Below are 13,434 nucleotides of genomic sequence, written 5' to 3'. Positions count from 1 at the left end.
ACTAGAAGTCCCACTTCACGGGACTCTCACGCCCCGTGCGCCGGCTAGCCCAAGGCGGTGTCACTGTCGGCGGCGCAGACCTCGCGCCAACCCGCAGCAGGCCCGGGGTGGCGCGAGGCGGCGTGTGTGTGCCCTGCGACCGTGAGGCGGTGTCCCCGTCAGCGGCGGATCTTGATCTTCTTCGTGCTGCCGGTGACGGTGGCCACGGCCTTGGTGACCGGCTTCTTCCGGATCGTCTTGAGGCCCTTCTTGGTCAGCTTGACCTTGAGCTTGACCTTGCCGCCGGCGGGCAGGGTGTAGGTCTTGGGCTTGGCGAGCCGCTTGCCTTTCTTCCCCTTCGTCGCGAGGGTCAGCGTGCCCGAGCACGGCGTGGCGCTGACACACTTGATGGTCAGCTTGACCCTCTTCTTCGCGACCTTCACGCCCTTCTTCGACGCCTTCACCTTCGCCACACCAGCACCAGCCGCGGCGCCCGCCAGGACGTACCTCGCGACACCGTTCTCGAAGGGATACAACGTTCCAGCCGAATACATGGCTCGGTCGGGCCCGAAGGCGATGTCACGCAATGGCGATATGGGCGAGCCGGCGCGCTTGGTGGAGGCTGTCATCCCACCGAGGTATTGGCCCGCAGTGGAGAACACTTGGATGCGGGAGGTGGTGTCACCAGCGTAGATGAACCCGTCGGGGCCGACCTCAACATTGATGAGGAACCCGCTGAACTGCCCGTTCCCGGTGCCGGCCTGGCCCCATGTCCGAATGGGCTGGCCGGTGCTCGAGGAGACGATCTGGATGCGGTTGTTGTCGGTGTCAGCAACCACCAGGTTGCCGTCCCGCAGGACATCGACGTCCCACGGAGTGCCGTAGCGGCCGGGGGCAGTGCCCGAGCCCCCGAACGAGATGACGTAGGTGCCGTTGGCTGCGAACTTGTGGATAGAGTCGTTGACCGGGTCGGTGATATAGGCGGTCCCGTTTGGTGCGAGGGCGATATCGCCGAATGTCGCGGAGTCGTCGCTGAGCCCGTAGGTCCGTACGTGGGCGCCGCCCGCGGAGTAGACGTGGACCTGCGCTCCACTGTAGTGCGCGATGTGGATCTGACCGTTGGGGCCGACCGCCACGCCGCCCACGTCTTCGTAGGGCAGGTACGGCCACGTGGTCACCAGCCTTCCGTCCGCGTTGTACACCCGCACGATGCTGCCCGTTGCGCCTGCACGAGGACCCACCACGTAGATCCGACCGTCGTCGGACACGGCGATGGCCTCCGGGATCTCGCTCGCGTTCGTGGAGTAGATCCACTCACGCTGGTAGGTGTAGGCAGCCGGGCCGGCCACCGCAGGCGACGCGGTGATGACGGGCATCCCGAGCCCGACGGCGAGCGCGATGGCCGCCACGGAGATCAACGAGGTGAGAAGTCGAGCACGCATGCCTGCCTTTCTATCGCACCCTGACCATGCTTTAAACCCGATGCCGAGGAGAGTCCCTGGCAGTGGTGGGGTTTGCGGGCCGACTGCGAGCGTGACAGACGTCGAGGGCATCGGTGGGATCTTCGGCGTGTACGGCCAAGAACTCATCGAAGAAGGCGGTCCACCAATGGCCGCGCCTCATTCTGCCCTGGCCCGTACTCCTCGAGGCGTTCCGCGCCGGTGGGAGTTGATCGAGTTCGAAACCGCCGGATGTGTCGGCGCAGCCCGTGTGGAGCGGGGCAGGAACGGGCGCCGGCTTCGCTCAGCAGCGGACCTCGGACTGTTCGGTCATCACCCAGTGGGCGCCGGACGGGACCATGTCGACCGTGCCGCACTTCCCGCTGCTGACGTACTGGACCCACAGCTCGGCGTGAGTCGGACTCTGCTCCGTGGTGTCGACGACGACCTCGGCGTCGGCCCCGACCGCCTTGAACAGCTCGGCGCTCGCCTCGGTGAGCTCCTCGCAGCTCGCGACGCTGCCCAGTCCTCCGCTCGCCAGCTCGGCGATCATCTTCTCGACCAGGCCGGGGGTCAGGTAGGTGCAGGCCAGGGCAGCGTCGGGCGTCCGGCTCGCGACCAGCCAGGCCCGAAAGCTCTCCTCCGGGCTCTCCGCGGCCCCGGACGGCTCCACCGAGGGCTCCGCCGTGGGCTCCGCCGAGGGCGACATGCTGGCGTCCGACCCCAAGTCGCCCTTGATGCCCTTGTCGTCCTGGGCGTCACCACACGCGGTGGTGCCGACCAGCACTAGCGTCGTCAGCGCCGAGGCGATCGCGGTCCGCGGCGCCTGGAAGGAGGACTGTTCACGAAGGCTCACCATGACGGGTGACGCTATCGAATGCACCCGATCAGAGACGAGGTAGGGACCGGGCCAGGGGGCCCGCCAGGGCCAAGCTGCCCAGGACGATCTTCGAGCCGTCGGTGGCGACCTCAAGGTAGACCCTGACCAGCACGTCGTTCGACGCGATCCGGCCGGCTGGCCGGGAGCGAGAGCGACCCGGGACCACCACAATGCGGCACTTGCGTCACCGGGTTTGGCAGGAGCTACTCCCGCCTTATCGGCTCCCGTCCCTACCAGTTTGATCCGGACGCCCTACGACCTCTCCGGAGGAACCAGTCCAGGCCCTGTGTGCGCACCCCCAAGCCGGCGTGCCCGGCCTCGATGGCGCACGGTTGCCGCGCTGCGTCGACCCCTAATCCCGTTCGACACCTGCCTGGCCTAGATTCGTGCATGAGGAGAGGGCGTCAATGAGAGAGAACCTCGACACTGACTCGCCGAAGGTCGACCTTGGGCGCGGGTTGGAGATCCGACTTGAGTTGAGCCAAGACCTGGACCCGGATCCCCACGACTGGTCGCTGGAGGGGTGGCACGTCTCAGCGGTGGTTCCTGATCTCGACTTCGATGCGGTCTGCTGTCGCGAGGCCGAGGACGAACCGCATGTCTGTGAGCCTGCGCTGCGCATCGACGAACACGGTGTGGCGTTCAAGACACTGACCGAGGTCACGGTCTTCCGATGCCAACTCGGAAACCCGGCGCTAGCCGGGCACCTCGATGACGAAGCCGCCTACTTCGAGTGGGTCGCGGCGGAGATGCTCGGTGATGGCGGTTGGCTCCGCAACGACGTGCCCTTGCTCAGGCGCAGCGACGCCACCTCACTGCTGATCGTGCACAGCATCACTCCTGGCGAAGGACGAGCTGAAGATGTGCTGGGTCGTCTGATCGCGAACGAGGCCGTCACGAGACTAGCGAGATCCGACGACATGGCGGTGTTCGTCGCCTCTCCCGAATGCTCCGATGAAGGCGACTTGGTTCGCCCGATCGTGAGGCGCATGCAGGCAGCGTGGGAGGAAGCGGGATGGACCTCCCTCGCCGAGAACCTCCTGATCGCGGACCTCTCGCGCGAGGACACGTGGGCAGGGTTCAAGCGCCTGCGTGCTGAGTTCGGCCTCGGTCCACAACGTGACGGCGGGTGGCGCGGCTGAGCAACCTCCTCGTGCGCGAACTCGTTCGGGCTGGCTTGCGTGGCGTTGGAGCCGGAGACCGGCGTGCGCGTAACCGCCAGGGCAGGACTCAACTCGGTCGAGACCACTGCTGCCTTCTCGAAACCCTGACCAGGACTTCTTCGAAGGCAAGCTGTCCCTGGATCCATGGACCGGCCCGCGCATCAGAACGGTGTAGACGGACCGGTAGTCGAACTCGTCGGGCCGGCCGGGTTGGTGTCCCCAGCGTCACCTAGGTCCACCGGGAGTCTAGGTGAGCTGGCGTTGCGACCACGTGCGGCGCATCGGAAGGTGTAGGGAAGAAGGCGGAACGCGGGGACGTCCGCGTCCGCTCCTCCAAACATCGCACTACTCCCGCGGAAGATACGGCGCACCGCGCGGCGGCGTCGAGCAAGCGCCGAAGCCGAGAAATTGCCCATCGCCGCAGCCGATGCCGACGAAATCCCCCTGGTTCACGACGGTAAGGGCAAGGTAGTAGCGGTCGGTCTGCGGCTCATCGACCGATACCTGGCTGCGCACCCCGCCGGGTTCTGGAAGCTCACAGGTCTCGTAGTCGTCCACCGGCTCGCCGGCCGTGTCCATCCACGTTAGGTCGGTGGTGTTCCAGGAGTCGCCGGTCGCGTCGGCAGGGATGTCGACGGCATTCAGGATGGACACTTCGCAGCCGTCGTCCAGGCTGTTCGCTTTGCCATCGACGAGCACCTCCGCTCCTGCAGCGCTGTCACCCGTGGATGGGAGGGCATAGACGCGGTGGACGATCATTCGGCAGGTCTGGAGGTACCCGATGACGGTGCTTGGTCCGTCTCCGTCGCTGAGTTCGGTCTCGACGCCACAGCTGACCGCCGACCATGCGTGCACGAGTGTGGCGACATCGTCGATCTCTGTTGTGGCGGCATCGACGGCGTCGAGCACCACTCCTCGGCCCTCATCGATCCGGTCGACGAGGTCAAGCGCATCGTGCTCAGCACGCTGGCTGCCAGTGGCGGACAGAGCGAAGTCAAGCCCGACGAGCCCGACGACCACTGCGACGATGACACCGAGCGCCACCCAGAGCCGTAGCAGGCGCCGTCGCGGCGAGGTCTCCTGACTCGCGGGGAACGTCACACGCGTCCCGATTGACGTCCGGGTTGCCGAAACGAAGGTATGGTCGTCATGCGGCCCTACTCTCTTCAGGTTCCCTCCGCCGATCTGGAATCAGATCCTCTCACGCCCGGCCTGCTCGCGATTGAGCGCGGAGCAGGGGCGGACATTCTGGTGAGTGCTGGCATCCTCATGACTGGTCGGTTCTCGGTCAGTTCGACAAAGCGCCGACCAGCAGGCCGACCCAGGCGCCCAGGACGAGGAATGGCCCGAGCGAGACCCCATCACCTCGAAGCGGTCGGCTGGTCGCCGACCAACGCGCGAGGACGTAGAGCAACACCAGTACGAGGGCGCCGTAGATGCCGACTACGAAGGCCTGCCAGTCGAGTCGAGCCGTCACCAGCCCCACCAGTGCGGCGAGCCGTACGTCGCCGAATCCCAGGCCGGCGCCGAGGAACCACAGAACCCAGAACCCCGTCCTTGCGATCGCAAGCCCGGCAAGCGCGCGGACCAGTACCTCCAGGTCGCCCGTCGCCACCCACTCGCCGACGAATGCGGCGAGGACGACCAGCGTCGTGGGCACGACCAGGCGACGCGGGAGCAGGCGCGTTCGTCCGTCGATCACGGCCAACGCGTACCCGAGTGGCACGAGCGGCACTAGGACCACCAGCAACGGATCGGCCCCTAGCGCGGCGCCGAGGAGACCTGCCGCAGCGGCCGAAACGACGATGCCGACAGGCAAGAACCACCGTGCGGCCGCGATGGTGCCGTAGCTCGCCGAGAGGTCGAGTTCGGCGTTAGAGGGTCCGGCACCACTCTGCCCTGCGTCGGTCGGCGGCGCCAACGCTCGTACGAGCGTTGGTAGGCCGCACGCCAGAATCCCCGCGGCGACGGTGCACGTGATGACGACACTCCACGCGGACATTCGGGCACCTGCGGTCTCTCAGATGTTCCAGCGGTCGGGCGACTCGAGGTGCGCGAACGGGCGGGGCGCCTTCCGTGCGCCCGTGTCGCCGCCCCGAGCCGCCACCCCGACCCGCTGGCGAGACATGCCCAGCAGATTCCCGAGCTTCGCCAGCGACATGTTCGCCCCGGTGCGGAGGTAGATCAACGTCGACGTGCGCAGGTCAGCGTTGCGTTTCGTCAGGTCGGCGAGGTGCTCGTGCAGCACGATGGTGAGTTGAGCGATGCCCTCGGGGCCGCCGTACTGAGCTGACCAGCCCGGCGCCGCACGCGCGGCGGCGTCGAGGAAGGCCGATGGGTCACGCAGCACCTCAGCCACGACCTCAGCAGGCGCGGCGGTCACATCGGCGGGCTTCATACTGCTGACCCTAATGGCGTAGACCCCGCGACGACTGAGCTCATCGAGGACCGCCGTGTCGGCCTGCCTTTTGCGGTGGGTCATCGCGATTCCTCCCACGACCGCGCCCTGGCCGTGACAGCCCGCGACCCGCTAGTAGCTGGGCGCCGTGGTGGAGCAGCACTGGACGGCTGGATCGCGGGTCGGTAAGGCCGCGCTCCCCCGGTCCCGTCGAACTCTGTGGTCCCTAGAGCGATCGCGCATCCGGTGCACAGATGCTCGGTGGCCGTCATCTCCCAGCCCGCCTCCAGCGCGGCCTCGTCAGCAAGCGTTGGCGTCGTACAGTCCGTGCCCTCCGGGGCTGTGAGGCCGCAGTGGTCGCACAGCACGACGTAGTGCATCGTCTCTCGGTAGCTCATCAGCCGTGCCCCCCGTCGCGATGACTGTCGTCGACCCATGACCCGTTGGAGGACAGCCGGACCATCACGTGGTGCTCGCACATCCGGGCGCCGAGCTCGGCGTGCTGGTCGCAGCCAGGGAAGTCGCAGGACGCCCCGAGGCCAGCCTGTTCGCGGCGCCAGGTGGCGCGTTGGGCGGCGGCAGGGAACTGCTCTGCCGATGCCTCTGTATGGAAGTGCTGGACGCTCATGATGCCTCCTCTTCTTCTGTGCAGTACCGGTACGGGTTGATGCCGGTGATGCGCACGAGTTCGTTCATCCCGCGCCCGCTCGCCTTCCACCGCTCGACGAGGAGTGCCTTCTCCTGCGTGTTGAGGTGGACCGCCTTCTCGCCGGCCATGCGACGGGCGATCGCCACGTCATCGACGTCATCGACGGCGGCCTGGTCGGTGTCTGCGCTGTCGGCGTCGTACACGTCGTCGAGGGCCAACGGCGGCAGCCAGCCATGGCGGCGGGCGAGGTTGCGTGCCCGCGAGGCGGTGGTGCGCGCGGTCCGGTTGGTCTGGGGCGGCAGAGTCATCGACAGTTCGGCGTAGAGCTGCTCGATCCGGTCGACGGTGCCGCGCTGGATGAGCCGTTCGTCGTCCTCGATGAGAGTGACGGCGTTCGCCCCGTACCGCATCCCCAGGCGACGGCCGAGCTCGGACATCGACCAGCCGAGCGCGACGAGCGCCCGGAGGTGGGCGCGGGCCAACGGTGTGCGTTCGTGGTCGATCTGCCCGGACCCGAGGTTGGCCGGGATCGGCTCGACCGCGTACACCCGCTCCGCGGTCCGTCGCAGCACGCGCCGCGAGGGCGGTCGGATCAGTTCACCGGACCCATGGCGGCCGCCGCCCGTGCCGGTCGAGTCGTAGACACCGAACACCAGCTTGGACAGGGTTCCGGTCGAGACGCCGGAGAGCTTGGCGACCTGCTTGAGCCCGATCCCGTAGGCCGCGAGTTCGGCGAGGTGAAGCCGAACCGGATGGGCGTCGACGTACTTGTGATAGCGGCCGTACGCCTTGAGACGGACCCGCTCGGTCTCCGCGTCGCTGTTGGCCTTCGAGCAGGGCTCACACCGACAGCGGTCCAGGACGTAGCAGGCACGGGTGCCGTGCTGGTGGCTGGCCTGCTTGTGGAAGCACGGCTTGGGAGTCCGGTCGACGGCTGCCAGCCGCTCTTCGTGCAGGGCGGCCCGCAAGATGGCCTTCTCACGCTTGCGGCAGGAGTGTCGCGAGAACCAGAACCTGGCCTCGGCCGCACCCGCGTTCTCGTAGACCGCCTCCAGGCCCCAGCGAGCGCATCGGTAGGAACGGGTCGCACGGCGTACGCCGTCCGCAGTGCGACACACGTGACGCCTGGCGTTGAACTCAGCCTTGGCGCGGGTGGAGTAGGTACGGGTCCAGCCGCAGGTGCACGTCACGCGGTTCACAGCGGAAGCACTCCCCTCGCGGCGGCCACGCGCTCGTAGGCACGTTCGTCCTGGGCGCGCTGGACGAGCTCGCACAACAGCAGCAGCCGAGCATCGCCCGGGTGGATGCCAGCGGCCGCCGCAGCGTCGACGTACTCGCCGATCACCTGGGCGAGGGCATCCCGGGTCTCCGGGTCGGAGATCGGCTCAACATCGCGGAACTCGACGATCGTGGTCATGCCGGCGCGGCCGATGGTGTCGACCTGGAGCCGGGCGCGGGCGTTCATGCGGCGACCTCCTCGCTGTGCAGGACCGCCCGCAGGCGGCTGCTGATCCACCAGCCGACCTGCGGTGAAACAGCGTTGCCGTAGCCGTCGACCCGGTCACGGGCCGAGCCCCACACCTGGAAGGTGCCCTCGTGGTCGGCGAAGTCGACGTCGAACCCGCAGCCCCGGCCGATCTCGTGGTCGTACATCATCCGGAAGTAGCAGTCATCGAGCGTGAGGTCCGCGAGCGCGTCACGCCACTCGGCCATCAGCAACGCCGTGGTGTCTCGCGAGGTGAGCGTCCCGAACGGGTCGGTCACCGGGTGCGGCGCGGTCTCCGTCCCGGTCGAGCCGTTCTGCTTGTACCAGCCCGAGAACAGCAGCGCCTGGGTCGGCTCAGAGGTCACCGCGCCCAACGGGTCCGACACCGGGTGGGCCCGGTACTTCGCCTCCTCGATCGACCCGTTGTTCTTGATCGTGCCGGCCGCGGTCAGGAGGCCGGGGATCTGCTCGGCGGTGACGGTCGGCATCGCCTCGAGGTGTGAGGTCGGCGTCGTGTTCCGCCGGTAGGGCAGCACGCCGGCCGAGACCAGGCCCATCGTCTCCGATCCGAGCTGGGTCGGCAGCGGCTCGTCGACCCCGCGCGGAGCGCCCTGGTAGTTGTCGATCGCCATCGCGACCGGCGGCGTGAGCAGGCCCGTGCCGTTGGTCGAGGTCTGCGAGGTCAGCGGCTCGGAGAAGTCGCGGGTCCGGCACCCCCTCGAGCCCGGCCACTCGAACGTGTTGCCCGCGGCCGCCAAGGTCGCCCCGGTCGAGAGGACCGCTGTCTCCTGCTGGCTGGTCTGGGTGGACATCGGCTGCCAGGGGTGCCTCTCGGAGCCCCGCTGCGCCTTCGCTGGCATCAGCACGGCCGGGAACTCCGCGAACCGCTGCCGGCACCGCTCGGCCCGCGCCATCGTCGCGGCCGCGAGCGGCTTCTCGCGGTCACCGATCCGGGTGCCCAGGTTCGACAGGTCGAGCGCGTCGAGCGAAGGGGTGAACGGCGGGATCACCTCGCGGTAGCACGACGGGCAGCGGTAGTTGTACTGCTTGCCGTACCGAACCGAACCGGTCGGCGGGACGCCGGTCTTCCACGACCAGACGGCCTGGACGATCGTCTGGCACTGGTCGCACCACGACTCGGGTCGGTGAGCCAGGTCCGGTGCGGGGAGCTTCTTGTCCCAGAAGACCCAGTAGCCGCGATCGCGGGACTGGCCGACGCCGAAGAACATCGAGTTCAGGTAGAGGACCTTGTGGTTGTAGCCCAACTGGTCGAACTGCTTGAGCCACCACCGGTAGGTCGACCCGTCGCCGACCTTCCGCTTGCCGGGGACGAGCAGCCCCCACGAGTAGAGCTCGGTGGTGCACTCGACGAGGATCAGCCGGGGGTGATGCTGCGCGGCGTAGGCGAGGACGCAGTTGGCCGTGGCGCGGTCCCGCTCCGAGCGGGTGACGCGGGCTTCGTAGTCGGGGTCGTCGAGGTCGAACAGCGACATTCCCTGCTCGTAGGCCCGCTTGGAGTTGGCCTGGGAGTGATTGACGCAACTGACACCAGCGGCGAGGAGATCGCCGGCCGGGAGTTCGCGCACCGAGTGGTAGGCGGGCGACTCGGTGTCTACCAGGTCGGCAATCCAGTGCTCGGTCGTCGGGTGGTTGGCCTCGTGGACCTTCACCTTGTACTCGTTGTGGTTCGCAGCCGTGATCACGTCGAACCCGGCGTGAGCGATTCCCTGCGTGAGCCCGCCGAACCCGCTGAACAGGTCGACGGCGACGAGGGTGTCGTGCTTGAAACGGCGCTGCTGCAGGGCCGGACGGTGCTGGGCGATGGTCATGATGCGCTCCCGGCGAAGATCAGCGCCGCGACGTGGCCGTCCTTCGGCACACGGTCGGCGTGGTCGGGGCACAGGTGCCCGCCGCCGGAGCGGACCCATCCGGTCGGGAGGTCCGCGGTGGAGGGGTCGAGCCACAGCGCGGTCTGGTCGGCGCGGGACGAGACGCCGGCGTGGCAGGCTGAGCGGTGCTCGGGCTTGCCTCCGATGAAGTCGCAGGTGAAGTAGGAGGTCTGGTGCCCCGGGATGACGTAGACGCTCACCGGGCCACCGCCTTGACGACCGCTGCGACGACCTCGGATCGCTTCGTGGAGCGGCAGACCTCTCGGTCGTGGTCACCCTGGGTGACGCAGACGCTGTAGCCGTACCACTTGCCACCGCGGCCGTAGCGGTCGCGGATCATCACCAGGCCCTCGCCCTGGCCGATCCCGATCGAGCGGGAGACGCCCTGAGCGACGCGGCCGTACTCGACCTGGCTGTACGCCTTCGCCGTCACCTTGGCCGCCATCAGCTCGATGCTCCCGGCCGACTCGCCGGCTGCCGCGAGGTCCGCCACGAGGCGGTCCCAGCGCGCGGCGCTCATCGGGCGGTCTCCGGTCGGGCTAGATGGCGGACGGCGTTGCGGGTGCTCATGGCCTCGGCGTTGTAGTAGATCCATGTCCAGACGCCGTCACTGCCGTCGCGATCGAGAGCCAGCGCGAGGTCGTCGAGCGCGGCCTGGTAGCCGTCGGCGTAGGTCCTGGTGCTCATCTGACGACCTCCGCCGCCGGGAGGACTGTGAGCTCGAGCTCGTCGAAGTCGACGTGCTCGTAGTCCTCGAGCACCTTGTCGCCGTTGTCGGTGACGTACTGGTCGAAACCGTCGAGGTCGTTGTCCTTCCACTCATCGGTGTCGTAGTCGGCCGGAATCTCGACAACCCACTCCTGGATCCGCTCGATCAAGTAGGTGCGCCGGACCCGAATCTGTCGGGTCGCCTTGGTCGTGGTGGTCATGCCTGTGCCCCTTCCGTGGGAGTTGTCGCCCAGGTGGGCAGGTCGATCTGCTCGACGCGGCAGAAGTCGGCGAGGGTGAAGCCGTTGACCGGGCCGATCTGGTGCCACGCCGTGGCGTCGCCGTAGGACTGGCGGGCAAGGCGGGTGAAGGCGGCCGCGCTGAGGTGGTCGAGCACTCCCCCGGTCTCCTGGCGCATCAGGCACTCGACCAGATCCAGCGTGGCGGTGTCGTCGAGGCCGAGCGCGTCACGGATCGACCGGGCGTAGCCGGTGAGCCGGCGCCCCGCGGTCACGCGGCACCACCCGGGCACGGCGAGGGGTGGCGCGGGTCGCTGCTTCCGCACTCGAGGCATGCCCAGTCGCTGGAGACCCGGATGCAGGCCCGGCAGGGCCGGTTTTGCCGAACCTGGTGGAGGGCGGTCGCCTGGATGGTCTCGCCGCACTCCGGACAGGGGTACGGGTACGGCCCCTTGCCCCTCATGCGCCCGCTCCAGCCTTCTCAGCCGCGACCGCGGTCCAGTACGGAGCAGGGTCGCTCTCAGGCTCCCCGTGGCGACAGGCGCAGGTCTGGTCGCACATCGGCAGACCCCGGTTGGCGCACTCCTCAGGCTCATGACCCTCGGCTGCACATCCCTCGCAGGTGCTCATCTGACGACCTCCATCGCCTAACGGATGCTGTCCCTCATGCCGCTACTGTAACCCCCCCCGTTACAGCATGTCAATCCCCCCGTTACAGCGAGTCGCGAGCAACCTTCGATCATCGGCATTCGGACCACAACCCACGGTCCCCAACGCGCGCGCTCTCCTCGATCCGTAGGTACTTCGCGTGACGCGCGACCGGGGTTGAGCTGTCCCGTGCAGCAGCGGATCCTGAGCGGATCTGGGCGGCACCGACATCCCGGCCGGCGGCCTGCACGTATCGCAGCCAGCGGCCGTAGACGTCCACGTCGTCTTGGGTCGGGTCGCTCACGAGGGTCACCTGCGTGCCGACGGGCAGCAGCCGCTCGAGGTGCCGGGTCGCTGCCTGGCCGTAGCACTCCCCCGGCTTGCCGGGATGCGGGATCTCGGGAGCACTGATCCCGAGGAACCGAACCCGCGCCTGGCGGCCGTCACGGAGGTCGACCTGGACCGTGTCGCCGTCGAGCACGTAGGTGACGACGCCGACGGTCCTCTTCCCTCGCTCGCCCGGGGCAGCACCACTGGGCCGATCGCCGAGCTCGTCGGCGCCAGCCGCGAAGCCGCCGCCGAGCGCGCGAACGCCGACGATCACCACAAGAGCGGCGATCACCAGTGAGATGATCCGGACGGGCTTGCTCGCGATCATCGGGCCACCCCCGTAGCGAGAGCAGCCGCCGGATGGTGCGGCGCGGCCTCCGGGCGAGGACTCGGTGCCGACGGAAGGAGTGCCGGCCGGGACTTCACGACGTCGGGCTCTGCGCCCCACACGTCGGCCGCATCGAGCAGGGAGGACTGGTGACTGGACCGCGACCAGGTCAGCACGTTGGTCAGGTTCTTCTCCGGACCGTAGGTGAGATAGGTCCCGTCACAGGAGTCCGCTCGGATCGCCTCGGCGTAGCGGAACCGCTTCTCGCTGTTGACCCGACCGACGTGGATCCACTTCCCCATCGAGGACGCGACGGCCGCGAGGTTGCAGGCCTCAGGTCCGAGCTTCCAGTCGGTGGTGCCGCCGATGAACAGGCAGTCGATCTCGTCCCACAGGTCCCACGTGGAGAACTCCATCCCGTTCTGCGCCACGTACGCCACCGGGTAACCCAGGGCGCGGATCCGCGAGAGCCACGGCCGGGACCGTTCCTCCGTGGCCCGCGCGTCTCCGACAACATCTGGCGCAGTCGCGAACAGACACGTGGCCGCATCCGCAGCGTTGGCCTCGAGGAACTCCCACCACCGGCTCGGCTCCCACTGCTCGGAGAAACAACCGTTGTCGGCACACCACCGCACACCAGCTGGGCGCCGGTTGCCCTGCTTCGGCGTGTCGATGAAACCGATCACGCCCTCAGCCATGGCCGCGCCGATCGACTCGTTCCCGCACGGATTCGCTAGGTACAACACGAGGACCTCCCCGCCTCAGGTCGCGGCTTCATCGCGCCACCCCTGTCGCAGGCGCCGGCCGCCGCAGCTCGACCGCCTCACGCGGCCGCGGCGCCGGCGGCAGGAGCGCCGGCCGGTTCATGTGTGCCTGTGCGGCCAACTGCGGCATCGGGGGGCGCAGAGCCGGGGGGCGAGCGGCGGCGAGGTCGAACAGCGCTCCTTGCTCGTCGACCTCAGTTCGCCACTGCTGGTAATGCTCGCCGCCAAGGACGGCCTCAGGGTCGGCTCCGTGGCGCTCCAGGAACGTCCGGATCGGTCGGACGGCATCCCGCACGTCCGACTCGGTCACGTCGACGGACTCCTGACGCTCGTTCTCCTCAAACGTGGATGAGTCGATCAGGCTCATCGCCCCCGCGGCAGCCCGTGTCGGCTTCGGCCAATACGCCCACCCGTCTGAGTTGGCGTCCGCCCAATCAGCCAGCTGGGTCACCACGGCAGTGAGGTAGGCACGGCTGGGTGTGCGGCCACGCCCGAACCGGCCACGCGCGAACTCCAGGTCGTACTCGTTCATGA

18 protein-coding genes are annotated in these 13,434 nt (G+C 68.3%); 1 reads left to right on the top strand and 17 read right to left on the bottom strand.

Translation table 11 applies throughout. The features are described from left to right. Window positions 1-158: 158 nt before the first annotated feature. A complete protein-coding gene (locus J2X46_RS19885) occupies window positions 159-1,388 on the bottom strand; it encodes an NHL repeat-containing protein (RefSeq protein ID WP_310253652.1) in 1,230 nt (409 codons plus the stop codon). Window positions 1,389-1,722: 334 nt separating this feature from the next. Beyond that, complete coding sequence (locus tag J2X46_RS19880; RefSeq protein WP_310253650.1) at window positions 1,723-2,277, bottom strand: hypothetical protein; 555 nt, start codon at window positions 2,275-2,277, stop codon at window positions 1,723-1,725. A gap of 428 nt (window positions 2,278-2,705) precedes the next feature. Here J2X46_RS19880 and J2X46_RS19875 point away from each other — a divergent pair, with 428 nt between their 5' ends. Continuing rightward, entirely contained in the window at window positions 2,706-3,440 is a 735-nt protein-coding gene (locus J2X46_RS19875) for a hypothetical protein (RefSeq protein WP_310253648.1), read from the top strand. A 366-nt stretch (window positions 3,441-3,806) separates the two neighbouring features. Here the strand turns inward: J2X46_RS19875 and J2X46_RS19870 are convergent, their stop codons facing one another. From J2X46_RS19870 to J2X46_RS19800, 15 genes are all read right to left on the bottom strand, one after another. Beyond that, window positions 3,807-4,505 (bottom strand): hypothetical protein, encoded by a 699-nt coding sequence (locus tag J2X46_RS19870; protein ID WP_310253647.1) that lies wholly within the window; start codon window positions 4,503-4,505, stop codon window positions 3,807-3,809. Window positions 4,506-4,749: 244 nt separating this feature from the next. Then, entirely contained in the window at window positions 4,750-5,382 is a 633-nt protein-coding gene (locus J2X46_RS19865) for a prepilin peptidase (protein ID WP_310253645.1), read from the bottom strand. A 99-nt stretch (window positions 5,383-5,481) separates the two neighbouring features. Beyond that, the gene (locus J2X46_RS19860) at window positions 5,482-5,943 is read right to left on the bottom strand and encodes a hypothetical protein (protein WP_310253643.1); all 462 of its coding nucleotides are present in this window, start codon (window positions 5,941-5,943) and stop codon (window positions 5,482-5,484) included. 313 nt (window positions 5,944-6,256) lie between these two features. Continuing rightward, window positions 6,257-6,487, bottom strand: coding sequence for a hypothetical protein (locus J2X46_RS19855; RefSeq protein ID WP_310253642.1), 231 nt, complete (start codon window positions 6,485-6,487; stop codon window positions 6,257-6,259). After that, window positions 6,484-7,626, bottom strand: a complete 1,143-nt coding sequence (locus J2X46_RS19850) for a hypothetical protein (RefSeq protein ID WP_310253641.1) — start codon at window positions 7,624-7,626, stop codon at window positions 6,484-6,486. Before J2X46_RS19850 ends, J2X46_RS19855 begins: the two co-directional genes overlap by 4 nt. A 77-nt stretch (window positions 7,627-7,703) precedes the next feature. Then, a complete protein-coding gene (locus J2X46_RS19845) occupies window positions 7,704-7,973 on the bottom strand; it encodes a hypothetical protein (protein WP_310253639.1) in 270 nt (89 codons plus the stop codon). Continuing rightward, the gene (locus tag J2X46_RS19840; RefSeq protein ID WP_310253637.1) at window positions 7,970-9,823 is read right to left on the bottom strand and encodes a DNA cytosine methyltransferase; all 1,854 of its coding nucleotides are present in this window, start codon (window positions 9,821-9,823) and stop codon (window positions 7,970-7,972) included. Before J2X46_RS19840 ends, J2X46_RS19845 begins: the two co-directional genes overlap by 4 nt. Then, the gene (locus tag J2X46_RS19835; protein WP_310253635.1) at window positions 9,820-10,083 is read right to left on the bottom strand and encodes a hypothetical protein; all 264 of its coding nucleotides are present in this window, start codon (window positions 10,081-10,083) and stop codon (window positions 9,820-9,822) included. Before J2X46_RS19835 ends, J2X46_RS19840 begins: the two co-directional genes overlap by 4 nt. Continuing rightward, a complete protein-coding gene (locus J2X46_RS19830) occupies window positions 10,080-10,403 on the bottom strand; it encodes a hypothetical protein (RefSeq protein WP_310253634.1) in 324 nt (107 codons plus the stop codon). The genes J2X46_RS19835 and J2X46_RS19830 overlap by 4 nt, the downstream gene beginning before the upstream one ends. Then, window positions 10,400-10,570, bottom strand: a complete 171-nt coding sequence (locus J2X46_RS19825; protein WP_310253632.1) for a hypothetical protein — start codon at window positions 10,568-10,570, stop codon at window positions 10,400-10,402. Before J2X46_RS19825 ends, J2X46_RS19830 begins: the two co-directional genes overlap by 4 nt. Beyond that, a complete protein-coding gene (locus J2X46_RS19820) occupies window positions 10,567-10,812 on the bottom strand; it encodes a hypothetical protein (RefSeq protein ID WP_310253630.1) in 246 nt (81 codons plus the stop codon). The genes J2X46_RS19825 and J2X46_RS19820 overlap by 4 nt, the downstream gene beginning before the upstream one ends. Next, window positions 10,809-11,165: a hypothetical protein gene (locus tag J2X46_RS19815; protein WP_310253628.1), complete on the bottom strand. Its 357-nt coding sequence runs from the start codon at window positions 11,163-11,165 to the stop codon at window positions 10,809-10,811. The genes J2X46_RS19820 and J2X46_RS19815 overlap by 4 nt, the downstream gene beginning before the upstream one ends. Before the next feature lie 404 nt (window positions 11,166-11,569). Further along, window positions 11,570-12,136, bottom strand: a complete 567-nt coding sequence (locus tag J2X46_RS19810) for a thermonuclease family protein (RefSeq protein ID WP_310253626.1) — start codon at window positions 12,134-12,136, stop codon at window positions 11,570-11,572. Beyond that, window positions 12,133-12,822: a hypothetical protein gene (locus tag J2X46_RS19805; RefSeq protein ID WP_310253624.1), complete on the bottom strand. Its 690-nt coding sequence runs from the start codon at window positions 12,820-12,822 to the stop codon at window positions 12,133-12,135. The genes J2X46_RS19810 and J2X46_RS19805 overlap by 4 nt, the downstream gene beginning before the upstream one ends. Before the next feature lie 88 nt (window positions 12,823-12,910). Continuing rightward, complete coding sequence (locus tag J2X46_RS19800) at window positions 12,911-13,432, bottom strand: hypothetical protein (RefSeq protein ID WP_310253622.1); 522 nt, start codon at window positions 13,430-13,432, stop codon at window positions 12,911-12,913. Between the last annotated feature and the right edge of the window lie 2 nt (window positions 13,433-13,434).

The organism is Nocardioides sp. BE266, from assembly GCF_031457855.1.
Classification (GTDB): domain Bacteria; phylum Actinomycetota; class Actinomycetes; order Propionibacteriales; family Nocardioidaceae; genus Nocardioides.
The sequence above is the reverse complement of the archived record's forward strand: the minus strand, read 5'-3'. Positions and strand labels throughout refer to the sequence as shown.